Here is a 21900-nt window from a genome sequence, read left to right as displayed (position 1 = left end):
CCTCAGGCCGCCTCTTCCGCTGCCTTGCCCGCCGCGAGGATCGCTGCGTGCAAACCAGCACTGACGGCGTCGCGCCCCTCGCCAGCCATCAGTCGGGCAAGTTGCGCATCGTCGAAGCGAAAACACGGCAACAGCATCTGGCTGCTGGCCATTCGCACAAGTTTTGCCGCCGACATCGATTCGATCAGGTCCGCCAGCGCGTCGCTGATGCCGAGCCTGAACAAGGCCGTCGCCCGATCTCCGCGCAGCATCTGCTGGGCAAGCATCAGGTAGGCAAGGTTCAGTTCGCGGATCTCGGCCTGATAGTCTGGTCGATCCATGAAATCCAATCCCCTTCAGGGATGAGTGTTTGCAACTTAAAGTAAATTCTCAGCAACATCAAGCCTGAAAATCGCGATTTTGCCAATTCGATCACGCCCCATCGTGGCTTCGCCGCAACACCGGCAAAGGCAAGGAGCCCGCACTCACCGGTCCGGCGTCAGCGAGCCAAACCTGAATGCTGCCGGCACCGCGGGCCGTCCATAGCGGAAACCCTGAAGCGAATCACAGCATGAGGCCTGCAGCAGAATCTCCTGCGCGGCGGTCTCGACGCCTTCGGCAACCACCTTCAAGCGCAGGCTATGCGCCATCGCCAGTGCTGCGCGCACGATGGCTTCAGCATCATTGTCGCGATCGACCTCGCCGATCAGCTCGCGATCGATCTTGATCACGTCGATGGGCAGTCGGCGCAGGTAGGCAAGCGAAGAGTAACCGGTACCGAAGTCGTCAATGGCGATGCGCACACCAAGCGTCTTCAATGCCCGCAGGCATTGTTCGGCGTGCCCGGTGTCACTCATCAGCGAGCTCTCGGTAATCTCCAGGATCAGCGCGGACGGCGGAAACCCGCTCTGGGCAAGTGCACACTCCACCTGCGCGAGCAGGCCGGGACGCGCGAACTGTACGGCGGACACATTGACCGACATCTCGAAGCCCTCGACCCCCTCCTTGCGCCAGCGCGCGCCCTGCAGGCAGGCCTGGGCGAGCACCCAGCCGCCAATGTCGACGATCAGTCCGGTCCGGTCCGCTATCGGGACGAAGCGATCGGGCTCCAGCAAGCCGTGCTCAGGATGCTGCCAGCGCAGCAAGGCTTCGGCACCGCGCGCGTGACAACTGGATGCGCCGACGATCGGCTGGTAGTGCAGCCTGAACTCCTCGCGCTCGAGCGCAGCCCGCAGGTCAAGTTCGAGGGCAAAGGCCTCGAGCGAGGACCGACTCATGCCTGCAGCGTGTATGCGCAACTGGTTACCGCCGGCACGCTTGCACTCGGCGAGCGCCAGCTCGGCCTGAGTGAGCACATCCGCTGCCTGGTCCGCGGCATCGTCGAACAGGACGATCCCGACGCTCGCCGTCAGTCGCAGCGCTCCCCGCGGCGACGCGAACGGCCGATCCACCGCGCGCAACAACCAGCGCGCAGTGAACTCGGCCTGCCCCTCATCTACGACGCCCGGAACGAACACGCCGAACAAGTCGCCCTCGAGGCGCGCGAGCACGCCCTGCGCGGGCACGATCGCGGCGAGGCGGCGACCGAGCTCGAGCAGGATTTCGGAACCGGCACCGTAGCCGTAACCCAGATTGACGCGCATGAACTGGTCGACATCGATGACGAACATGGCCGCAGCCGCCCGCCCCGCGCCACGACGGCGACACGCCATCCAGTCAGCCACGCGAGCGAGAAAATTGACCTTGTTCGGCAGCATGCTGCCGTGGTCGAACAAGCTCAGCTCGCGGATCCGGCGTACCGCGTGCCTGACCGCACTGCGGTCCGAGAGCGCCTGCCGCTCACGCTCGATGACGGCAAGCAGGCGGGCGAAGTCCCCTTTCGGCACATAGTCACGCGCGCCTTCGTACATCACCCCCACGCCCTCGCCTGCACTCATGCTCCCCGAATGCACGACAAACGGCACATCCTTTCCGCTGCGCTGCAACACCTGCAAGGCACGCCGGCAATCGAAGGCCGGCATGGCCTGATCACACAGCACAAGGTCCCACTCATCGGCGGCGAGCGCAGCCGCCATGTCCACCGGCTCATCGACGCGCCGCCAGGATACCCGCATGCCTCGGCGCGCCAACTCCGCCTCGACCAGTAGCGCATCGTCCTCGCAGTCATCGACGATCAGCAGTCTTGGCGCCTGGCGCTCGCGCGCGCGCGTGTCGGGCAGCAACCCCATCGAATCCGTCATGCGCCCGCCGCCTGCAAGGCAATGACCCGGTTGCGCCCGGTCTCCTTGGCCGCATAAGCCCCCTGGTCGGCGAGCTTGACCAGGCTATTGAAGCCCGGCATTCCGGGCTCGCGGATCGCCACACCCACGCTCACCGTCATCCGCAGCTGCGGGCCGCCCGTATCGGGCTCGAAGGCCTCGACTGCAGCCCGCAGGCGCTGCGCCACGACCACGACGGCCGCGAGGTCGGTGTCGGGGCAGATCACGAGAAACTCGTCCCCCCCCATCCGGCAAAGGATGTCCTGTGCACGCAGGGCCCGGCGCAACACTTCGGACACCTGGCGCAGCGCGATGTCACCGACGTCATGACCATGGGTATCGTTGATCGCCTTGAGCTCGTCCAGATCGACGATCATCACCGCCAAGGTGCGCGAGTGCCGTATCGATGACGCCCACTCCACCTGCATCGCCTCGAGTGCGTGGCGGCGGTTCGGCAAGCCCGTGAGCGGGTCGGTCAGCGCCGCCTCCTGGAGGCGACGGTTCGAGATCGCCAGTTCAGCGGCAAAATTGCGCAATTCCTCGCGCTCGCGCTCCAGTTCCAGCTGCAAGCCGAGCATTTTCAGCAATACCTGCAGGCGCGCCTTGAGCGCCACGCCCCCCAATGGCAACAGGAGATAATCGTCCGCGCCGGCTTCCGACAACCAGCGCAGCGCATCATCATCGTTGTCCGGCAGCACCGCCACGACCTGCAGGCTGCGCCGCAGCCGCATGTCATGCAGATCACGCACGAAGGCCTGCCCCTCGTCCCCAGCCTCACGCTGCCACTGCACGAAGACGAGTTGCGGCTGGACGTCGATCGCCATCTCGATCGCAAGCCGCGCCGACGACACCTCGCACACCGCAAGCCCCGCAGCCTCGAGGGCTGCCCGCAGGGCATGGCGGCACTGTTCTTCAGGCACGAGCAGCAGCGCCTTCGAGGGCCTGGCCTCCTCTGCCTCGCCCGAACCGGCAGGCTCCCCGCGATCACCGACAGCCACGGCAGCGCGATTGCCCAGCTCGCCAAAACGCGGAGCGGCTTCGGTACGCAACTGGAGCAGCTTGCCCCACTCACCCCATTCCCGCCCCACGCGCTCACACAACGCGATGAAATCGCTGCGCCCAATCCCCAGCCGGCTGGACAACCTCAGCATCGGCCCCATCAGACGCTCGTGCTCGCTCTCCGCCGCGAGGCAGAGTTGCGCGATCGCACGCGACAGCACCAGACACTGGACCAGTCCGTGCTCGCGCGAGCCCTCGGCATAGCCCGGCACCTCGGGGCACTCGTGAAAGCGCACCGGCTGTACCAGCACATCGGGCACCCCCCAGTCCGTCAGCATGGCCGCCCCGAGTTCGCGGTGGTTGGTGGCGAACGCCTGGTCCTCGAGACTGACCTGCTGGAGCCCCGGATTTCTACCGATATCGTTGAGCAGGCGCGAGAACGCATCAGGATAAAGGGTGGCAAGCGCGAGCTCGCCGACACGGGCGAGCAGCCCCAGACTGAAAGCATCATCAGGTGCGGCCAAGCGCACGCGCAGCATCAGCGCCTGCATCGAGATGGCCATGAGCAGGGAGGACGACCAGAAGTGTCCGTAGTCGAACCCGGCGCAGCCCCCCTTGCGGTAATGCGACAGCAGCGAAAAACCGAGAGCCATCGTGCGCACCGCCGGCAGGCCGAGCACCATCAGCGCCTCCTGGACCGAGACAACCGCCCGTCGGTTCTCCGCCACCAGTCCATTGGCCGCCTTGACCAGACGCCCCACGAACGCGGGATCGCCCTTGATCACGCGTGCGAGCTCGGCCATCGACACGTTGTTCGACTGGGTAAGGCGGATGATGGCGATCGCAACGCCGCGCGGCGACGGCAACTCCCCCGCCGCCTTGAGCTGCGCAAATCGCTTCATGTCGATCGGCTGTACCATGCACTCCCCGGTTTGAATGGTCCTGTTACGGAGGCCTGCGAGCGCGCCACCGGTTTGCCTCTGCGTGCCACACCAAAGCATGATTCTTTCTTGCCTGCGCCCCGGAGGGCAAGCGAAAGCACGCTAGAATCCGTGAAAACCACAGGTCGCCGACCATGAAATTCTGCTCGAACTGCGGCGCTGCCGTCACTTTCCGCACCCCACCCGGGGACTCTCTGCCCCGCCACGTGTGCGAGCAGTGCGGCACCATCCACTACCAGAACCCCAAGATCGTGGTCGGCGCCCTCCCTGTCTGGGAGGATCGCGTCCTCCTCTGCCGGCGCGCCATCGAGCCGCGCTACGGCATGTGGACCCTGCCCGCCGGGTTCATGGAAAACGAGGAAACCACCGCCCAGGCAGCCGCCCGCGAAACACTGGAAGAGGCCTGCGCGCGAATCGAGGTGGGCGAACTCTACACCTTGATCGACGTACCCCACATCAGCCAGGTGCACATGGTCTACCGCGCCCGCCTGCTCGACCTCGGCTTCAAGCCGGGCGAGGAGTCGCTCGAAGTGGCCCTGTTCCGCGAGGAAGACATCCCCTGGGAGCAGATCGCCTTCCGCTCCATCTCGATGAGCCTGCGCCATTTCTTCGACGACCGCCGCAACGGAACCTGGACACTCCACACTGCCAGCCTCGCGCCGCCGCCCGCCGAGTGGCGATGAACGGCCAGGCCGAGCGCCGCTGCCCCACAAGACTACGCGCACGCCAGGGTTGAGCCCCCCTGCGCTGCAGAGGATAATCGCGGGATTCCTTTCCGCCTGCGGATCATGACAAGCTACATCTTCATCGTCATCGGCGCTGTTCTGGTGAACAACGTCGTCTTCGTCCGCATTCTCGGGCTATGTCCGTTCATGGGCGTCTCGAAGAAACTCGAGACCGCCATCGGCATGGGCGCCGCGACCACCTTCGTGCTGACCCTGGGCTCGGGCACCAGCTACCTGATCGACCACTACCTGCTCCAGCCGCTCGACCTCGTATACCTGCGCACGCTATCGTTCATCGTCGTCATCGCGGCCATCGTCCAGCTCACCGAGCTCGTCATTCAGAAGACCAGCCCGCTGCTGCACCAGGTGCTGGGCATCTATCTGCCCCTCATCACCACCAACTGTGCGGTACTCGGCGTGCCGCTGCTCAACGTCGGCCTGCGCCACGACCTGCTCGAATCGCTGCTGTTCGGCCTGGGTTCCTCGGTCGGCTTCACGCTCGCGCTGGTGCTGTTCGCCGGCATCCGCGAGCGTCTGGACGGCGCCGACGTACCGCTGCCGTTCAAGGGTACGGCCATCGCCATGATCACTGCAGGCTTCATGAGCCTCGCCTTCATGGGCTTTGCCGGCCTCGACCGCTTCCACTGAGGACTGCACGCGCATGATCACAGCCCTCCTCGTCATGGCCGGCATCGCCATCGTGCTCGGTGCCGCGCTCGGCTACGCCGCGATCCGTTTCCGCGTCGAAGGCGACCCGCTGGTCGAGAAGATCGACGCCATACTGCCGCAGACCCAGTGTGGCCAGTGCGGCTTCCCCGGCTGCAAGCCCTACGCCCAGGCCATCGCCAACGGCGAGGCCGACATCAACCAGTGCCCGCCCGGCGGTGATGAAGGCGTGCGCAAGCTCGCCGACCTGCTCGGCCGCGAGTTCAAACCGCTGTCCGAAGAGCATGGCATCGAGAAGCCCAAGGCTGTCGCCGTCATCGACGAGCAGACCTGCATCGGCTGCACGCTGTGCATCCAGGCCTGCCCGGTAGACGCCATCGTCGGCGCAGCCAAGCAGATGCACACCGTGGTCGAACCGCTGTGCACCGGCTGCGAGCTGTGCGTCGCCCCCTGCCCGGTCGACTGCATCGCCATGGTGCCAATCGCCGAGACCGTGCAGACCTGGAAATGGAAATACCCCGTGGTCGAAATCAGGAAGGCGGCATGATCGGGCGCCTGTTCAAGTTCCATGGCGGCATCAAGCCCGCTGCCCACAAGGATGAATCGGCCAAGGCACCGATCCGGCGTGCGCCTCTGCCTGCGCGGCTGATCGTGCCCCTGCGCCAGAGCACGCGCGCCACCGCCACCTGTATCGTCGAGATCGGCCAGAAGGTACTCAAGGGGCAGTGCATCGGCGAGCCGGAAGGCTTCCTGGGCACGGCAGTGCATGCACCGACTTCGGGTACCGTGGTCGACATCGCGCCCCACACCATGGCTCACGCCTCGGCCCTGCAGACCCGTTGCGTGGTCATCGAGCCCGACGGCGAGGAGCGCTGGATCGAGCACGCTCCCTTCGACTACCACGGCGCCAGCCGCGACGAGTCGCTCGCCTGGCTGCGCGCATGCGGCATCGTCGGCATGGGCGGCGCCACCTTCCCCAGCCACGTCAAGCTCGGCAAGGGCGCAGGCATCGAGACGCTGATCCTCAACGGCGGCGAATGCGAACCCTGGATCACCTGCGACGACCGCCTCATGCGCGAGCGCGCCGCCGACATCCTGGCCGGCGCCGTCATCCTGCGCGAGCTCATCGGCGCACGCGAAATGGTGGTCGGCATCGAGGACAACAAGCCCGAAGCCATCGCCGCCATGCAGGACGCCGCCGCCGCATCGGGGCACGGCGTGCGCATCGTGCCCATCCCCTCGCTGTATCCGGCGGGCGGCGAGAAGCAGCTCATCCGCGTACTCACAGGCATCGAGATCCCCTACGGCAAGCTGGGTGGAGACTACGGCGTGCAGTGCTTCAACGTCGGCACCGCACATGCCGTGTATCGCGCCATTGCCCATGGTGAGCCGCTGCTGAGCCGCATCGTCACGCTCACCGGCAACGTCGAGGACGCAGGCAACTGGGAGGTGCTGATCGGCACCCCCATCGAGGAACTGCTCCAGCTGGCGCGCCCGAAGCCGGATACCGACCGCAGCATCATGGGCGGCCCCATGATGGGCTTCGCCCTGCCACGCCTGGATGTACCCATCGTCAAGGGCAGCAACTGCATCATCTCGGCCTCGCCCACGCTGTTCCCGCCGCCGCCGCCCGAGCAGCCCTGCATCCGCTGCACCGAATGCGCCAAGGCCTGCCCGGCCGAGCTGCAGCCCTTCGAGCTGTACTGGTTCGGACGCTCGAAGAACTTCGGCAAGGCGCAGGAATACAACCTATTCGACTGCATAGAATGCGGCTGCTGCGCCTACGTGTGCCCGTCGCACATCCCGCTGGTCGACTACTTCCGCTTCTCCAAGAGCGAGATCTGGGCGCGCGAGCGCGACAAATCCGCCGCCGATCAGGCACGCGAACGTTTCGAGTTCCGCAACTTCCGCCAGGAACGCGAGAAGGCCGAGAAGGCCGCCAAGCTCGCTGCGAAGGCCGCGGAGACGCGCGCCAAGCTTGCCGAAGGCGGCGAAGCGCCAGCGCCAAAGACGGCGGCCGAGCCCGGCGAAGACCCCAAGAAGGCCCTCATCGCTGCTGCACTGGCGCGCGCCCAGGCGCAGAAGGCCGAAGTCAAGCCGCAGAACACCGACAATCTCAGCGCCGACAAGCTGGCCGAGATAGCCGACATCGAAGCCCGCCGCCTGGCGGCAGCCGTCACCGCGCCGGCCGCCGATGCGACGCCGGGCGCGGACACACCGGCCGCCACCGTGGCAGTGGACGCCGAGTCCAGGAACTGAGCCGTACATGATCCACTCCCCTTACGTCCGCAAACAGGTCAGCGTGCAGCGCACGATGGGCCTCGTACTGCTCGCGCTGCTGCCCGCCGTCGCGCTCTACGCCTGGAAGATCGGCACCGGCATCCTGGTCAGCCTTGCGCTTGCCACCCTTACCGCGCTGGCGGCAGAAGCACTCGTGCTGGCGCTGCGCAAGCGGCCCGTCGGCATCGCGCTGGGCGACCTGTCCGCCGTGGTCACCGCCTGGCTGGTCGCCCTCAGCCTGCCCGCAATCGCCCCCTGGTGGCTCACCGTAGCGGCCGTGCTGGTGGCTATCGTCGCGGTCAAGCACATCTACGGCGGCCTCGGCCAGAACCCGTTCAACCCGGCCATGGTCGCCTACTGCACGATGATCGTCGCCTTCCCGGCACTGATGTCGCAGTGGCCGGCCGCGGGCGCGCTCGCCTTCGACACCCAGCTGGGCCTGATCCTCGGCAGCGCGCGCGAGCTCGACGCCATCACCGGCGCCACCGCGCTCGACGCCCTGCGCACAGGGCTGCGCGCCGATGGTGCGAGCGTGCAGTCGGTGCTGCAGGGGCCGGCCTTCGGCATGGCCGGCGGGCGCGAATGGGAATGGGTCGGCCTCGGCTACCTCGCCGGCGGCGCGCTGCTGCTCGCCACGCGGATCATCACCTGGCACATGCCTGCCGCCTTCCTCGGCACGCTGGTGGTGGTGTCCGGCCTGTTCTGGCTGATCGCGCCCGGCCAGTTCGCTTCGCCGCTGTTCCACCTCGCCAGCGGCGGCACCCTGCTCGCCGCCTTCTTCATCATCACCGACCCCGTCTCGGGCGCCACCACGCCGCGCGGCAAGCTCGTGTTCGCGGCTGGCATCGCGCTCATCGTGTGGCTGATCCGCAGCTTCGGCGCCTACCCCGACGGCATCGCCTTCGCCGTGCTGCTGATGAACATGTGCGTGCCGCTGCTCGACATGAAGACGCAACCACGCGTGTTCGGCCACCGCAATGAGGCCGGGGAAAGCGTCCGGACCGGGGAGAGGCGCCCATGAGCGGCCGCTACACAGCCACCCGCACCTCGCTGCGCACCGGCGGCATCATGCTGCTGTTTACGCTCGCGTTCACCGCGCTCATGGCCTCCACCTTCCAGGTCACACGGCCTGCGATCGAGGCCTCCCGGCAGGAGGCGCAGATGCGCCTGCTTGCCGAAGTGCTGCCGCCGGGCAGCTACGACAACGCCCTGCTCGACGACTACGTGCGCTTCGGGCCCGCGCCGCAGATCGGCATGGACGCCGGCGGACGGGTGTGGCGCGCACGCAAGGCGGGCGAGCCGGTCGCACTGATCATCGAGGGCGCCGCAAGCGACGGCTACGCCGGCCGCATCGGCCTGGTGGTCGCGGTGCATCGCGACGGCCGCCTGAGCGGCGTACGCGTCACCGAACACAAGGAAACCCCGGGCCTGGGCGACTACATCGACCCGCGCAAGGACCGCCGCAAGGACGCGCCCTGGATCGCCCAGTTCACCGGCGCGACCTGGGCCGAAGTCGACACCGCAGCATGGACGGTGCGCAAGGATGGCGGCAGCTTCGACTATCGCGCCGGCGCCACCATCAGCGCGCGTGCGGTCACGCGCGCCGCCGGCCGCAGCGCCGCCTTCGCCGCGCAGCGCATGGACGCGCTCTTCGCCGCCCCCGCAGGCGGCCTGCTCGGAGACACGCAATGAGCCCGCAACAGTTCCGCGACATTTCCTGGAACGGCCTGTGGAAGCAGAACCCAGGCCTCGCCCAGTTGCTCGGCCTGTGTCCGATCCTCGCCATCAGCACCACCATGGTCAACGCGGTGAGCCTGGGCATCGCCACCGTGCTGGTGATGACCGTCGCCAACCTCGCGGTGTCGGGGCTGCGCAATTTCGTACCCTACGAGATCCGCATCCCGGTCTTCATCCTCATCATCGCCGCCCTGGTGACGATGGTGGATCTCGCCTTCAACGCCTACTTCCACGACCTCTACCTGGTGCTGGGCATCTTCATTCCGCTCATCGTCACCAACTGCATCGTGCTCGCCCGCGTCGAGGCCTACGCGGCCAAGAACGACCCGCTCACGTCCACGGTGGACGGCATCATGATGGGTATCGGCCTGGTATGGGTGCTCGCCCTGCTCGGCGGCCTGCGCGAACTGCTCGGCGCCGGCACCCTGTTCTCGGGCATCGAAATGATCATCCCCGGCGCCAGCGCGTGGTCGGTGTTCGGCGACGACTACCCCGGCTTCCTGATCGCCATCCTGCCGCCCGGCGCCTTCTTCGCGCTCGGCGTGCTGATCGCCGTCTTCAACGTCATCAACGCCCGTCTCGCCGCCCGCGCACGGCGCCAGCCACCGCCCACCGCACCCGCGCCTGCAACCAGGGCAGAGGACGACGGCGAGGCGGTTGCCGCAGGCTGAAGCGATGGCGCTGATGAAGCGCGAGGCGATCCGCGAGTTCTTCCGCCGCCTGCACGCCGCCAACCCCGAGCCGCAGACCGAGCTCGAGTACGCCTCGCCCTACCAGCTGCTGGTGGCCGTGGTGCTGTCCGCCCAGGCCACCGATCGCAGCGTCAACATCGCCACCCGCAAGCTGTTCGCGCTCGCGCCGACGCCAGAGGCCATGGTCACGCTCGGCGAAGAAGGCATTGCCGACTGCATCAAGACCATCGGCCTGTTCCGCAACAAGGCGAAGAACACCCTCGCCCTGTCGCGTCTGCTGCTGGAACGCCACGGCGGTGAGGTGCCAGCGGAGCGCGAAGCACTGGAGGCCCTGCCCGGCGTCGGCCGCAAGACCGCCAACGTGGTACTCAACACCGTCTTCCGCCAGCCGGTGATGGCGGTCGATACTCACATCTTCCGCCTCGCCAACCGCACCGGACTCGCCCCCGGCAAGGACGTCGTCGAGGTGGAGAAGGCCTTGATGCGGCGCGTACCAAAGGACTACCTGCTCGACGCTCACCACTGGCTGATCCTGCACGGCCGCTACGTATGCACCGCGCGCAGCCCGCGCTGCGCCCAATGCAGCGTGCGCGACCTGTGCCTGTGCCGCGACAAGACCGACTGACCCGCCCCACCGGAGACGCTCCGCCATGTTCAACCCCAGCCGCGACCAGGTGCGCAGCTTCTTCATCGACACCTGGCGCAAGGCGCGCGCCAAGGAAGTGCTGACGCCGATGGAAACCATCGCCACCGACATCATCGCGCTCCACCCCGAGTACCACGCCATCGTCGAGGACCCGGACGCGATCGACCGCGACTTCCCGCCCGAGGCCGGCCAGATCAACCCTTTCCTGCACCTGTCGCTGCACCTGGCGATCGAGGAGCAGCTCTCCATCGACCAGCCGCCGGGCATCCGCGCCGCCTTCGACGCCGCCTGCAAGCGCCGCGGCGAACGCCACGACGCCCTCCACGACGCCCTGGAGGCGCTCGGCGAGATGCTCTTCGAGGCCCAGCGCAAAGGCACCCCACCCGACGGCGCCACCTATGTACGCAGCCTGCGTCGCAGGGCCGGGCTGGAGTGAATGCCGGGTGACTCGCCCGAACGCCTGCACATCACCCCGTGTAGGAGCGGCGCCAGCCGCGAGGGGTTGAGGACGACATGGCCAAAGGCGCCTCACCAAAAGCTCGCGGCTGGCGCCGCTCCTACCGGAAACCACCGCGCGCATCGCCCGCCGTGGGAGCGGCGCCAGCCGCGAGGGGTTGAAGGCGACATGGCTGAAGGCCCCTTACCAAACGCTCGCGGCTGGCGCCGCGCCTGCCGAGAACCGTGGGTGGGCCGACACGCGCTGCGCATGAACCATTCACACAAATGTGCGTCCCATCGCTACATGCCACAAGCCCGCAACACCGGGAGATGCCCATGATCACCTCGCGCCAGCCCAGCGGCGAACGGACAGACCTGCTGCAGATCGCCAACCATGTCTTCTTCATGACCGCGCTGCTCTTCGTCGCCCACCAGAACGCGCTCACTACCGACGTGGTCCGCTCGCAGACGGCCTTCGTCGCCCAGGCGCTCAACCTGCAGCCGCGCACGCCGCCCCCGGGCTTCGACCCCGACGAGATGGTTCTGGACGGCCTCGACACCGCCTCGCCTGCAGACTGAGCCTGCGCGAGCACCACGACACGCCCCGCCGCCATCCTCCGTGGCCGCGGGGCGTTGTGTTGCATTGCGGAAGCGTCCGCATCAACGAGCCGTTACAATCCCGGCTTGCTTCTCGACTCGTCCGCACCACGGCGGCCCGGCGCCCAGGCCGTGCGCGCGAGCGGTTCGAGCCGATTTCCGACTTACCCGTATTGCTGGAGGCCCCATGCCCGCCCTGTTGCCCAACGTCGATCCCGATGGCCTGCTCGAGTACTCGGTGGTCTATACCGACCGCTCGCTCAACCACATGTCGCAGGCCTTCCAGGGTGTCATGCGCGAACTGTCGGCCACGCTCAGGAAGGTCTATCACGCACAGGCCGTCGCCATCGTGCCCGGTAGCGGCACCTTCGGCATGGAGGCGGTCGCGCGCCAGTTCGCCACCGGCAAAAAGGCACTGGTGATCCGCAACGGCTGGTTCAGCTACCGCTGGACGCAGATCTTCGAGATGGGGAACATCCCGAGCGAGGCCGTGGTGCTCAAGGCCCGCCAGATCGCCGACGAAGCCCAGGCGCCCTTCGCCCCCGCCGCCATCGACGAGGTCGTAGCCACCATCCGCAACCAGCGCCCGGAAGTGGTGTTCGCCCCCCACGTCGAAACCTCGGCGGGCATGATCCTGCCCGACGACTACCTGCGCGCGGTCGCTGATGCCACCCACGAGGTCGGCGGCCTGTTCGTGCTCGACTGCATCGCCTCGGGCGCAATCTGGGTGGACATGGCCGCCACCGGCGTCGACGTGCTGGTGAGCGCGCCGCAGAAAGGCTGGACCGCCTCCCCCTGCTGCGCAATGGTGATGCTGAGCGCCGCCGCGCGCGAGCGCATCGAGGGCACCACCAGCACCAGCTTCGCCTGCGACCTCAAGAAGTGGCTGCAGATCATGGAGACCTACGAGGGTGGCGCCCACGCCTACCACGCCACCATGCCCACCGACGGCCTGGTCACACTCCGTGACGTGATGCGCGAGACGGAGGCCTACGGCTTTGACAAGGTGAAGGGCGAGCAGCTCGAGCTCGGCGCCCGCGTGCGCGCCCTGCTCGAGGCGCGCGGCTTCCCGAGCGTGGCCGCGCCCGGCTTCCAGGCTCCGGGCGTGGTGGTCAGCTACACCACCGACGACGGCATCAAGACCGGCACCAAATTTGCCGCCGCCGGCCTGCAGGTGGCTGCAGGCGTGCCGCTCGCCTGCGACGAGCGCCCGGACTACAAGGCCTTCCGCATCGGCCTGTTCGGGCTCGACAAGCTGCACAACATCGAGCGCACGGTGGCCACGCTGGGCAAGGCGCTCGACGAGGTCGCCTGATCAGGTACTGCGGGCGCGAGAGCGCCCGTAGCGCCCCACCTGCTGATCAGCCCGGACGGTCGCCTTGGCCGCATTTAACGCATTGGCCGCGCAGTCTCTCGACTGCCTCGGGCTCTCCGCGCAGCCTGAAGAACGCGCCTTCGTCCTCGGCCCTTTCCTCCAGCACCTCACAGTTCGCGTAGATCTCCTTGCGCAACTGCTGGGCGGACCAAGGCAGCAACAGCTCGGTCTCGACCAGATGCTGCTGGAAGAACGCCACGATCGTCCGCCGTAGTGCGGCCACCTCTTCGGGCCGGCGCGCGCTCATCACGATGCAGCCCGGGTACTTCGTGCGCAGCGCCGCTTCGCATTCGGCCTGTGCGTCGGCGTCACCGACATGATCGATCTTGTTGAAGACGCGGATGCGAGGCACCTCGTCGGCGCTGATCTCGGCCAACACCGTATCGGTGACTTCAAGCTGGCGTTCGAAGCCCGGATCACTCGCGTCGATGACGTGCAGCAGCAAGGCCGCATCGAGCGCTTCGTCCAGGGTGGATTTGAACGAGGCCACCAGGCCATGAGGCAGGTTCTTGATGAAACCGACGGTATCACTGACGAGCACACGCGGCACGCTTTCGGGGTAAAGCGTACGCACAGTGGTGTCCAGCGTGGCGAAGAGCTTGTTGGCCACCAGCACCTCACTGCCGGTCAGCGCACGCATCAGCGTCGATTTGCCGGCATTGGTGTAGCCGACCAACGCCACATTGGCGAGGCTCTGCCGCCCCTGGCGGCGCGCGCGCTGGGTCTTGCGCTCGGCCTCCATCGCGACGATCTCGAGTTGCAGTTCGGCAATGCGGTCACGAATCTTGCGGCGGTCGAGTTCGGTGTGCGACTCGCCGGCACCGCGGCCTCCCACCCCGCTGCGCTGCCGCCCCTGCGGCCCGGCGAGCTTGGCCGCTTCGCGCAAACGCGGTGCCATGTAGCCCAGCCGGGCGATCTCAACCTGCGCCTTGGCAGCACGCGAGCGCGCGTTGCGGTGAAAGATCTCGAGGATGACCATGGTGCGGTCCATGACCTCGCAGCCCGTCTCCAGCTCGAGGTTGCGCGCCTGCGAGGGCGAGATCTCGTGATCGACCAACAGCGCCTCGATCGGGCCTGTACGCGGCACCGTGGCCAGCGGCGCCGCTTCAAGGCCCGACTGGGCAGCGACAAAGTCGCGTACTTCCTGGCGCTTGCCAACGCCCAGGTAACCCGTGGTGTCAAAACCGGCGCGCTTCTGCGTAAAGGTTTGGACAACCCGGTAGCCCAGCGTCTTCGCCAGTTCGCGTAACTCGGCGAGCGAGGCTTCGAACTCGGCGTCGCTCACATTCGGGCGTTGCACCGAGGCGACGATGGCGTTGCGGGGTTCGTCGGCGAGGTCTTTTTGCATTCGAGGGGGCTTCTATGAGCGATTCGGGGGTGTGATGGTAACCGGCAATCGCGACTCCGCCGGGCTTGCTCGGCAAGAAGTCGCGTCTGTCGTCGGTCTGCCTGCGAGCGGCTCGCCCCCTGGGCGGCAACGATGCCGCCAGATCCACGCCCCGGCATGTAGAGCGCCGGGAGCGGGATGCTAGACTGCGAGCAGATTCACGCACGGAACCTTCGTGTCCCGGCTGCGGTCCCGAGTCCGGCGTTGCCTGCCGTTGTGCGCACGAGCCGCAAGCCCAAGTATCCGCCCCCGCGCCACTGCCCACTGTAAAGACCATGACGAACTCACTGCTCATCGCCATTGTGACCGACGAAGTCTCGGACGCTGCCCTTGCCATCGCCGAGCGTGAAGGCATCCGCGGCGCCACCATCCTGCCCGCGAGCGGCATCAGCCAGTCGCCGCTGCGCACCTTCTTCGGCCTGACCTTCCAGAGCGCCATGACCCTCCTGTTCTGGATCGCCGACTCCGACACCGCCAACCGCACTGCGCAGCGGCTGAACGAGGAACTCGACCTCGACTCGCCGCAACAGGGCCTGGCGCTGACACTCACCATCGACCAGCTGTTCGGGCTTGATCTGGGCAAAGCCGCAAACTGACCCGTTCATGTCCTCGGCAAAGGCGTTGGGCGTGCTTGATCGCAGCTGAACCCCCTACCCTCATGCATCTCCAAGGCCCTGAATGGACTGGATGTTCACCGCAATTCTCGTCGGCGCAGGGCTCATCACCCTGTCGATCCTGACGAGTGCCCTGGCCTTCCGCTTCGGGACGCCGCTGCTGCTGGTCTTCCTCGGCATCGGCCTGATCGCGGGCGAAGATGGGCTGGGGCTGCAGTTCGACCACGCCGAGACCGCCTTCTTCCTCGGCAGCGTGGCGCTCGCCGTGATCCTGTTCGATTCAGGCTTCGGCACCCGCGTGCAGACCTTGCGCCGCGCTGCCGCACCGGCCTTCGTCCTGGCGACGGTCGGCGTGTTCCTGACCACCCTGTTCGTGGGCGCGGCCGCACGCGTGTTGTTCGACCTGCCCTGGCTCTACGCCTTGCTGATGGGGGCCATCATCAGCTCGACCGATGCGGCGGCGGTGTTCTTCCTGCTGCGCTCGGGTGGCGTAAAGATCTACAAGCGCGTGCGCTCGATGCTGGAGGTGGAGTCCGGCTCGAACGACCCGATGGCGATCTTCCTTACCATCCTGTTCATCGAGATGATCCTCGCCGAGACACGCGGCAGCGTGATGACGAGCTTCCTGCACGGCTTCGGCATGCAGATGGGCCTCGGCCTGGCCCTCGGCGTGGCAGGTGGCTACCTCATCGTCGAGATCGTCAACCGCGTCCGCCTGGAGGAGGCGCTCTACCCCATCCTGGTGATGTCCTGCGGGCTTTGCGTGTTCGGCGTCACCGCTTATCTGGGTGGTAGCGGCTTCCTCGCCATCTATGTCGCCGGCATCGTCGCCGGCAACCGCGACATGAAGGGGGCCTCGGCCCTGCGCCGCTACCAGCAAGGCATGACCTGGCTCGCACAGATCGTCATGTTCCTCGTGCTCGGCCTGTACGTGACGCCGTCGGAGTTCGGCACGGTGCTGATCCCTGCGCTTCTGCTCGGGCTCTTCCTCATCGTCATTGGTCGTCCCCTCGCGGTCGTGCTCTGCCTGCTGCCCTTCCGCTACGACCGCGAGACGGTCACCTTCACGGCCTGGGTCGGACTGCGCGGCGCGGTCTCCATCCTGCTCGGCATCCTGCCGGCGGTGATGGGCGTCGAGGGTGCAGAACTCTTCCTCAACGCGGCCTTCATCATGGTCGTCACCTCGCTGCTCGTGCAGGGCTGGACCATCAAGCCCGCGGCTGCCCGGCTCAAGCTCATCGTACCGGCAGGCATCGGCCCGCTCGAACGTATCGAACTCGAGCTGCCCGGCAATCCCAAGCACGAGTTGCTGATCTATCGCGTGCTCGACGACAGCCCGCTCATCATGGGTGGTGCGACCCTGCCGCGCTGGGCGCGCCCCTCGCTCGTAGTCCGCAACGGCCGCTCGATGCAACCGGAGCAGGCTGGCCACCTGCAGGCGGGCGACCTGGTCTACCTCTTCACACCGCCGGAATACACCACCCTGCTCGACCGCCTGTTCTCGCAGATCAAGGCGCCCGAGCAGGGCGATACCGAGTACTTCGGCCAGTTCATGGTCAATACCGACGCGCGCGTGGCCGACCTGGTCAGCGCCTACGACCTGCAGCTGCCCATCGAGATTCCACCCGAGCTCAGCGTGGGCGACTTCCTGCACACCGAACTTGGCGGGCAACCCGTCATCGGCGACCGGGTACCGCTCGGCAGCTTCGACTTCGTCGTACGCCGCGTGCACCAGGGCAAGACCGTCACCGAGGTCGGCCTTGCCCTGCACGGCGAAGCCCGGCCATCAGCCTACGTGCGCAAGGCACGCCAGCCGCGAGGCGATTTCAGGGCGAGACTCAGGCGGATAATGAACCGCCAGTGAAGCGGCGCAGGCGCAGCGCGTTGCCGAGCACGAACACGCTCGACATCGACATCGCCGCCGCAGCGAACACCGGCGACAGCAGCAGCCCGAAGGCCGGGTAGAACACCCCTGCGGCAAGCGGAATCAGCGCGCTGTTGTAGGCAAAGGCCCAGAACAGGTTCTGGCCGATGTTGCGCATGGTCGCGCGCGACAGCGCGATCGCGCGCGGCACGCCCATCAGGTCGCCCGACATCAGCACCACGTCAGCGCTCTCGATCGCCACATCGGTGCCGGTGCCGATCGCGATGCCCACGTCGGCCTCGGCAAGCGCCGGCGCGTCGTTGATGCCGTCGCCGACGAAGGCGACGCGGCGGCGTCCTTCACCCCCGCTCACCTTGTCGTCCTCGCCCCCTGCCAGCCGCTTCAGCGCCGCCACCTTGCCATCGGGCAGCACCTCGGCGATGACCTCGTCGATCCCCGCCTGGCGCGCGATCGCGCGCGCGGTACGCGCGTTGTCGCCGGTGATCATCGCCACCTTCAGCCCCATGCCGTGGAGCGCCTTGACGGCCGCCACCGAGGTCGGCTTGAGCGGGTCGGCCACCGCCAGGATCGCTGCCAGGCGGCCGTCGATCGCCGCGTACAGTGGCGACTTGCCCTCGTCGGCCAGGCGCGCAGCGGTGCCAGCGAAGACGTCGACATCGAGCCCCAGGCGGCGCATCAGGCGGTCGGCACCGACCTCGACACGCTGTCCATCCACCTGCGCACGCACGCCGTAGCCGGCCTCGGCCTCGAAGCCTGCGGCGCTGGCGACCGCCAGCCCGTCCGCACGCGCGGCGGCGACGATCGCCTCGGCGATCGGATGCTCGGAGCCCCGCTCCACCGCCGCCACCCGCGCCAGCACCCCGGCGCGCTCGAAGCCCGCAGCCACCACCAGGTCGGTGAGCTGCGGCTTGCCCACGGTGAGCGTGCCGGTCTTGTCCACCGCCACCACCTCGGCCTCGCGCAACAACTGCAACGCGTCGCCCTTGCGGAACAGCACGCCCATCTGCGCCGCGCGCCCGGTGGCGACCATGATCGAGGTCGGCGTTGCCAGCCCCATCGCGCACGGGCAGGCGACGATCAGCACCGCCACCGCGCACACCAGCGCGAAGCTGAGCACCGGCACGCCGGCCGGCAGCGCGCCGCCGCCGAACACCAGCCAGACAAGGAAGGTCAGCGCCGCCACCGCCATCACCACCGGCACGAACACCATCGTCACCTTGTCCACCAGCGCCTGGATCGGCAACTTGGCGCCCTGCGCCGCCTCCACCATGCGGATGATCTGCGCCAGCACCGTGTCCGCCCCCACCCGGGTGGCGCGGAAGGCGAAGGCGCCGCGGGTGTTCAGCGTGCCGCCAACCACCGTCGCGCCCACGCCCTTCTCCACCGGTACCGGCTCGCCGGTGATCATCGACTCATCGACGAAGGACGCACCCTCCACCACCTCGCCATCGACCGCCACCTTCTCGCCCGGGCGCACCTCCACCACGTCGCCCACCGCCAGCTCGGCGATCGGCAGTTCGACCAGCTCGGCGCCGCGGCGCACGCGCGCACTGCGCGGCTGGATGCGCATCAGGCTGCGGATGGCGTCGCTGGTGCGGCCGCGCGCACGCGTCTCGAGCAGGCGCCCGATCAGGATCAGCGTGATGATCACCGCCGCCGCCTCGAAATAGACATTGACCGTACCTTCGGGCAGCAAACCGGGCGCGAACAGCGCCACCACCGAATACGCCCACGCCGCCGAGGTGCCCACCGCCACCAGTGCGTTCATGTCCGGCGCGCCGCGCAGCAGCGCCGGCACGCCCTTGCGGAAGAAACGCAGGCCCGGCCCGAACATCACCGCGCTGGTGAGCACGCACTGCAGCAGCCAGCTCTCGCGGTGGCCAATCGTAGCCATCACCCAGTCGTGCATGCCCGGAATCAGGTGCGAGCCCATCTCGAGCACGAACACCGGCAGGGTGAGTGCCACCGCCACCCACACCGCCCGCCGCAGCGCCGCCTCCTCGGCCGCGGCATCGGCCTCGCGCGCGCCGACGCTTACCTCGCTGGCCGGGCGGGCGTCAAAGCCGGCCTTTTGCACCGCAGCGACCAACGCCGCCGTCGGTACGCTGCCGGCAAACTCCACGTGCGCCTTGCGCGCCGCAAGGTTCACGTTTGCCGTTACCACCCCGGGCACGCGCTGCAGCACCTTCTCGACCCGGCCCACGCAGGCCGCGCAGCTCATGCCCTCGATGTCGAGCTCGAGCGCCTCGCGCCGCACCTCGTAGCCCGCCTTGGCCACCGCCTCGATCAGCGCCGACAGCGGCACCGAAGCCGACGCCGTCACGCTCGCGGTCTCGGTGGCCAGATTGACGCTCGCCGCCTGCACGCCCTCGACCTTCAGCAAGGCCTTCTCGACATGGGCCACGCACGAGGCGCAGGTCATGCCGGCGATATTGAGGCTGCGCGCGACAGCGCGGGGCGGAGGGGTTGTGCTGGTGTTCATGTTTCGTCGTTGTGCGAGGGATCAAAGGGCAAACCTTAGACCTCAACAGGCCGCAAAGGTCAAGCCATGCTTGCCCAGTCACCACATGGGGTACCTGGCAGCCGCGGCGGGGTTCTGTAGGAGCGACGCCCGTCGCGAGCTTTTCATGGCCTGCGACGAGCCCCGTCGCCTTCAACCCCTCGCGGCTGGCGCCGCTCCTACGGCGGGTGACGCGCGTGGTGGTTTTCGGTAGGAGCGGCGCCAGCCGCGAGCTTTTCAGGGCATGCGACACGCCCCGTCGCCTTCAAACCCTCGCGGCTCGCGCCGCTCCCACGGCGGGCTGCAAGCGCGGCGCGGTTTCTTTTGTGGGAGCGACGCAAGTCGCGAGCTTTTCGTCGTCCACGCAGGCATCAACATCCATTCAGCGGCTCGCGCGCTTACCCATACATGGACCGCAACGCCATTTTTGCCTAAACTTGAACTTACTTGGCCTTACTGGGAGACACCCATGCCCCCCTCCGCAAACGCCGCGACAAGCTCGCTGGCAGCCATCAGCCTGCTCGGCGGCGAGTCCGTGCTACATGCAAGGCCCCGCGTCCTGATGGACTGGATACCACTGCTGCGCAAGGGCCTGCCATCGGCATCGGTGGACGCGGCGACGCGCATCACGCGGATCACCCAAAGCGAGCTCGCCCGTGCGCTCAACATCCCGGAGCGCACCCTGGTGCGTCGCAAGCGCGAAGGCACGCTTTCACCCGAGGAGTCGGCCAAGCTCGTCCGTTTTGCCCGTGTCGTGGAACGGGCCGATGGCGTTTTCGAGGATGCCGACGCTGCACTGGGCTGGATGCAGAGCCCCAACGCCGCACTCGGCGGCGTGACGCCGCTGTCGCTGCTCGACACGGAGCTCGGCGCTGACAGCGTGCTCGATGCCCTGGGCCGTATCGAGCACGGCGTGTTCGCCTGATGCAGCCGGTCTGGCGCATCACCACCGCACGCTTCGCAGACTCCGCCTTCAGTGGCGAAGGTGCGCGTCTGTTCGGAGGACGCTGGAATCCCAAGGGCTGGCCCCTGATCTACACCGCGGCATCACAGTCGCTCGCCCTGCTCGAGCTCATGGTCCAGGACGACCCCTTGCGCGCGAACTACGTGCTGATCCCGGCGCAACTGCCTGACGACCTGCCAGTGAGGAGCATCGAAGTCGTGGACCTGCCCGCCAAGTGGCGAACGCTTGGCGCGAGGAACGTCCTGCAGGAGATCGGCCGGATCTGGATCAACGAGGGCAGTACCGCCGTGCTGAGCGTACCGAGCGTCGTGGTCCCGGCTGAGCGCAACTATCTCCTGAACCCAGCACACCCCGATTTTTCGCGCATCCAGATCGGCACGCCGCGATCGCTGGCGGTCGACACGCGCTTGCTCAGGAATCTGAGGTAGGACGATCAGCGCATAACTGACGGATCGCCCCCACCGGCTCAAGCGCCCCACCACGATCAGCTACCGGTCCACAGCCGGGGCGTCAGACGGTCGTTCCTGAGGGGAAAGGTCAGGAGAGCACGGTCGTCATGATCGGCGTCGAATCCGGCTCCGCCCGTGGGACAGGCCGCGGACGGGGCATGCGCACGAGGAAGACGTCGAGCCTCGTGAGGACTGGCTGGATCGCCCACGCCCCGAACCCACGGAAAGGCTCACGGTACCTGGAGCAGTGCAAGCAGAGATGAGGCGGCGCCGGATTCGAACCGGATCATGCAGTGGCCGTGGCCAATACAACCATTCCCATTGGAAACAACCGCCTCAAGCGCAGAGTATAGACCACCGTCTGATCATGGCCAGTGACCGGATCACTGTTGAACACGCCAGCGCCGAGGAGGTCGAGCACGCACGCTGCGCTGCTGGTTGATCCCCACGCCCGTGGGGAACGCCGCGGGCGCCGGGCTGGTAGCCGTTCCACGGCGGTTCATCCCCGCGCCCGTGGGGAACGCACCGGTACTGGCGTGCGTATCCCGCGCGGTTTCGGTTCATCCCCACGCCCGTGGGGAACGCTCGATCATCGTCCGGGCGTACATGCCGCGGTCCGGTTCATCCCCACGCCCGTGGGGTGTCACCGACCGGCACATTGAAGCCAGTTGATGATCGGCACAATGGAGCCACCGCGTGATCGGCACATAGAAGCCAGTCCGTGATCGGCACATTGAGGCCAGTCCGTGATCGGCATATTGGAGCCAG

20 protein-coding genes are annotated in these 21900 nt (G+C 67.4%); 15 read left to right on the top strand and 5 right to left on the bottom strand.

The annotated features are described in order from the left end of the window. Positions 1-2 precede the first annotated feature (2 nt). The 3 genes from flhD to P7F68_RS17880 form a co-directional block, all read right to left on the bottom strand. A complete protein-coding gene (gene flhD, locus P7F68_RS17890) occupies positions 3-320 on the bottom strand; it encodes a flagellar transcriptional regulator FlhD (protein ID WP_002927739.1) in 318 nt (105 codons plus the stop codon). A 144-nt stretch (positions 321-464) separates the two neighbouring features. Then, positions 465-2219, bottom strand: a complete 1755-nt coding sequence (locus P7F68_RS17885; protein ID WP_277835178.1) for a putative bifunctional diguanylate cyclase/phosphodiesterase — start codon at positions 2217-2219, stop codon at positions 465-467. Further along, complete coding sequence (locus P7F68_RS17880; protein WP_277835175.1) at positions 2216-4156, bottom strand: sensor domain-containing diguanylate cyclase; 1941 nt, start codon at positions 4154-4156, stop codon at positions 2216-2218. The genes P7F68_RS17885 and P7F68_RS17880 overlap by 4 nt, the downstream gene beginning before the upstream one ends. A gap of 155 nt (positions 4157-4311) precedes the next feature. On the opposite strand from P7F68_RS17880, the gene P7F68_RS17875 reads away from it, so the two are divergent. The 11 genes from P7F68_RS17875 to P7F68_RS17825 all read left to right on the top strand — a co-directional run bounded on the left by P7F68_RS17875 (position 4312) and on the right by P7F68_RS17825 (position 13273). Further along, positions 4312-4860 (top strand): NUDIX hydrolase, encoded by a 549-nt coding sequence (locus P7F68_RS17875; protein ID WP_083485748.1) that lies wholly within the window; start codon positions 4312-4314, stop codon positions 4858-4860. 105 nt (positions 4861-4965) lie between these two features. Further along, complete coding sequence (gene rsxA, locus P7F68_RS17870; protein ID WP_002927750.1) at positions 4966-5550, top strand: electron transport complex subunit RsxA; 585 nt, start codon at positions 4966-4968, stop codon at positions 5548-5550. Between the two features lie 13 nt (positions 5551-5563). Further along, entirely contained in the window at positions 5564-6115 is a 552-nt protein-coding gene (gene rsxB, locus P7F68_RS17865) for an electron transport complex subunit RsxB (RefSeq protein ID WP_002927753.1), read from the top strand. Next, the gene (rsxC, locus tag P7F68_RS17860) at positions 6112-7827 is read left to right on the top strand and encodes an electron transport complex subunit RsxC (protein WP_002927756.1); all 1716 of its coding nucleotides are present in this window, start codon (positions 6112-6114) and stop codon (positions 7825-7827) included. Before rsxB ends, rsxC begins: the two co-directional genes overlap by 4 nt. A gap of 7 nt (positions 7828-7834) precedes the next feature. Next, positions 7835-8869 (top strand): RnfABCDGE type electron transport complex subunit D, encoded by a 1035-nt coding sequence (locus P7F68_RS17855; RefSeq protein ID WP_277835170.1) that lies wholly within the window; start codon positions 7835-7837, stop codon positions 8867-8869. Then, on the top strand, positions 8866-9540 hold the full coding sequence (locus P7F68_RS17850) for an RnfABCDGE type electron transport complex subunit G (protein ID WP_002944740.1): 675 nt from the start codon (positions 8866-8868) through the stop codon (positions 9538-9540). Before P7F68_RS17855 ends, P7F68_RS17850 begins: the two co-directional genes overlap by 4 nt. Beyond that, on the top strand, positions 9537-10256 hold the full coding sequence (locus P7F68_RS17845) for an electron transport complex subunit E (protein ID WP_002944738.1): 720 nt from the start codon (positions 9537-9539) through the stop codon (positions 10254-10256). The genes P7F68_RS17850 and P7F68_RS17845 overlap by 4 nt, the downstream gene beginning before the upstream one ends. 13 nt (positions 10257-10269) lie before the next feature. Beyond that, complete coding sequence (gene nth, locus P7F68_RS17840) at positions 10270-10902, top strand: endonuclease III (RefSeq protein WP_002927763.1); 633 nt, start codon at positions 10270-10272, stop codon at positions 10900-10902. Between the two features lie 25 nt (positions 10903-10927). Further along, positions 10928-11359, top strand: coding sequence for a DUF1841 family protein (locus P7F68_RS17835; protein ID WP_277835167.1), 432 nt, complete (start codon positions 10928-10930; stop codon positions 11357-11359). Positions 11360-11697: 338 nt separating this feature from the next. After that, positions 11698-11940 carry a hypothetical protein gene (locus P7F68_RS17830; RefSeq protein ID WP_002945704.1) on the top strand — a complete coding sequence of 81 codons (243 nt, stop codon included), beginning with the start codon at positions 11698-11700 and terminating at the stop codon, positions 11938-11940. Between the two features lie 205 nt (positions 11941-12145). Further along, on the top strand, positions 12146-13273 hold the full coding sequence (locus tag P7F68_RS17825; RefSeq protein WP_277835165.1) for an aminotransferase class V-fold PLP-dependent enzyme: 1128 nt from the start codon (positions 12146-12148) through the stop codon (positions 13271-13273). Positions 13274-13319: 46 nt separating this feature from the next. Here the strand turns inward: P7F68_RS17825 and hflX are convergent, their stop codons facing one another. Further along, positions 13320-14681, bottom strand: coding sequence for a GTPase HflX (gene hflX / locus P7F68_RS17820; protein WP_002945707.1), 1362 nt, complete (start codon positions 14679-14681; stop codon positions 13320-13322). Between the two features lie 314 nt (positions 14682-14995). On the opposite strand from hflX, the gene P7F68_RS17815 reads away from it, so the two are divergent. Together P7F68_RS17815 and P7F68_RS17810 are read left to right on the top strand one after the other, a co-directional pair. Next, positions 14996-15316 (top strand): hypothetical protein, encoded by a 321-nt coding sequence (locus P7F68_RS17815; RefSeq protein ID WP_002945708.1) that lies wholly within the window; start codon positions 14996-14998, stop codon positions 15314-15316. Positions 15317-15407: 91 nt separating this feature from the next. Continuing rightward, positions 15408-17198, top strand: a complete 1791-nt coding sequence (locus P7F68_RS17810; RefSeq protein ID WP_277835161.1) for a potassium/proton antiporter — start codon at positions 15408-15410, stop codon at positions 17196-17198. On the opposite strand, the gene P7F68_RS17805 is transcribed toward P7F68_RS17810, so the two are convergent. Next, positions 17173-19701, bottom strand: coding sequence for a heavy metal translocating P-type ATPase (locus P7F68_RS17805; RefSeq protein WP_277835160.1), 2529 nt, complete (start codon positions 19699-19701; stop codon positions 17173-17175). The two genes, P7F68_RS17810 and P7F68_RS17805, sit on opposite strands and share 26 nt — an antisense overlap. A 487-nt stretch (positions 19702-20188) precedes the next feature. Here P7F68_RS17805 and parS point away from each other — a divergent pair, with 487 nt between their 5' ends. Then, positions 20189-20644, top strand: coding sequence for a type II RES/Xre toxin-antitoxin system antitoxin (parS, locus tag P7F68_RS17800; protein ID WP_277835158.1), 456 nt, complete (start codon positions 20189-20191; stop codon positions 20642-20644). Further along, positions 20644-21111 (top strand): RES family NAD+ phosphorylase, encoded by a 468-nt coding sequence (locus tag P7F68_RS17795; protein ID WP_277835156.1) that lies wholly within the window; start codon positions 20644-20646, stop codon positions 21109-21111. Before parS ends, P7F68_RS17795 begins: the two co-directional genes overlap by 1 nt. Positions 21112-21900: the final 789 nt, after the last annotated feature.

This window comes from Thauera mechernichensis (genome assembly GCF_029588855.1).
Taxonomy (GTDB): Bacteria; Pseudomonadota; Gammaproteobacteria; order Burkholderiales; family Rhodocyclaceae; genus Thauera; species Thauera mechernichensis.
This window is presented reverse-complemented; position numbering and strand designations above follow the sequence as displayed.

Excerpts from the sequence above, each read along its gene's own strand:
- P7F68_RS17885 (WP_277835178.1), bottom strand. The coding sequence starts at position 2,219 with ATGACGGATTCGATGGGGTTGCTGCCCGACACGCGCGCGCGCGAGCGC.
- nth (WP_002927763.1), top strand. The coding sequence starts at position 10,270 with ATGAAGCGCGAGGCGATCCGCGAGTTCTTCCGCCGCCTGCACGCCGCC.
- P7F68_RS17850 (WP_002944740.1), top strand. The coding sequence starts at position 8,866 with ATGAGCGGCCGCTACACAGCCACCCGCACCTCGCTGCGCACCGGCGGC.
- flhD (WP_002927739.1), bottom strand. The coding sequence starts at position 320 with ATGGATCGACCAGACTATCAGGCCGAGATCCGCGAACTGAACCTTGCC.
- parS (WP_277835158.1), top strand. The coding sequence starts at position 20,189 with ATGCCCCCCTCCGCAAACGCCGCGACAAGCTCGCTGGCAGCCATCAGC.
- rsxC (WP_002927756.1), top strand. The coding sequence starts at position 6,112 with ATGATCGGGCGCCTGTTCAAGTTCCATGGCGGCATCAAGCCCGCTGCC.
- P7F68_RS17825 (WP_277835165.1), top strand. The coding sequence starts at position 12,146 with ATGCCCGCCCTGTTGCCCAACGTCGATCCCGATGGCCTGCTCGAGTAC.
- P7F68_RS17805 (WP_277835160.1), bottom strand. The coding sequence starts at position 19,701 with ATGAACACCAGCACAACCCCTCCGCCCCGCGCTGTCGCGCGCAGCCTC.
- P7F68_RS17845 (WP_002944738.1), top strand. The coding sequence starts at position 9,537 with ATGAGCCCGCAACAGTTCCGCGACATTTCCTGGAACGGCCTGTGGAAG.
- rsxA (WP_002927750.1), top strand. The coding sequence starts at position 4,966 with ATGACAAGCTACATCTTCATCGTCATCGGCGCTGTTCTGGTGAACAAC.
- P7F68_RS17815 (WP_002945708.1), top strand. The coding sequence starts at position 14,996 with ATGACGAACTCACTGCTCATCGCCATTGTGACCGACGAAGTCTCGGAC.
- P7F68_RS17880 (WP_277835175.1), bottom strand. The coding sequence starts at position 4,156 with ATGGTACAGCCGATCGACATGAAGCGATTTGCGCAGCTCAAGGCGGCG.
- P7F68_RS17835 (WP_277835167.1), top strand. The coding sequence starts at position 10,928 with ATGTTCAACCCCAGCCGCGACCAGGTGCGCAGCTTCTTCATCGACACC.
- P7F68_RS17810 (WP_277835161.1), top strand. The coding sequence starts at position 15,408 with ATGTTCACCGCAATTCTCGTCGGCGCAGGGCTCATCACCCTGTCGATC.
- hflX (WP_002945707.1), bottom strand. The coding sequence starts at position 14,681 with ATGCAAAAAGACCTCGCCGACGAACCCCGCAACGCCATCGTCGCCTCG.
- P7F68_RS17875 (WP_083485748.1), top strand. The coding sequence starts at position 4,312 with ATGAAATTCTGCTCGAACTGCGGCGCTGCCGTCACTTTCCGCACCCCA.
- P7F68_RS17855 (WP_277835170.1), top strand. The coding sequence starts at position 7,835 with ATGATCCACTCCCCTTACGTCCGCAAACAGGTCAGCGTGCAGCGCACG.
- P7F68_RS17795 (WP_277835156.1), top strand. The coding sequence starts at position 20,644 with ATGCAGCCGGTCTGGCGCATCACCACCGCACGCTTCGCAGACTCCGCC.
- P7F68_RS17830 (WP_002945704.1), top strand. The coding sequence starts at position 11,698 with ATGATCACCTCGCGCCAGCCCAGCGGCGAACGGACAGACCTGCTGCAG.
- rsxB (WP_002927753.1), top strand. The coding sequence starts at position 5,564 with ATGATCACAGCCCTCCTCGTCATGGCCGGCATCGCCATCGTGCTCGGT.